The organism is Vibrio splendidus 12E03 (assembly GCF_000272105.2).
Lineage (GTDB): Bacteria > Pseudomonadota > Gammaproteobacteria > Enterobacterales > Vibrionaceae > Vibrio > Vibrio splendidus_I.
Window position 1 is genome coordinate 1 of record NZ_AJZD02000266.1, and the last position, 344, is coordinate 344.

Annotated in this window: 1 pseudogene; it reads right to left on the reverse strand. The window is 57.6% G+C overall.

The annotated features are described in order from the left end of the window. Positions 1-296, reverse strand: a pseudogene (locus tag A142_RS16440) (TrbI/VirB10 family protein); the annotation flags it as partial. Between the last annotated feature and the right edge of the window lie 48 nt (positions 297-344).

The window sequence follows — 344 nt, forward strand, 5'->3', positions numbered from 1 at the left end:
TTCGCCAGCTCAACCAATCTCGATTTCAGGTTTCGTCGCTGCGCATCGGTAGAGAGCAAATCCTCACGATCGCCAGGCACATTCGCTTGAACGGCAATAGGAGAAGGCGCTTGGGTCAATGTCGGTGCCTCAGACACCCCATTAGAGCGTTGCCATGGACTGCTCGCCGCTTGCTGAGCACGATAATATTCCTGCACTTGCTGCTGCTCACGGGCGCGTACCAACGCGTCAGGCACCTCGGGTAACACTTCCTCTACCTTTTGAGCGACTGTCGTGTCTTCGGTCAATGACGCCACGGTGTCCACCGCCAGCTCGCGCTCGGTGGTGATCCCCTCAATGCTCTC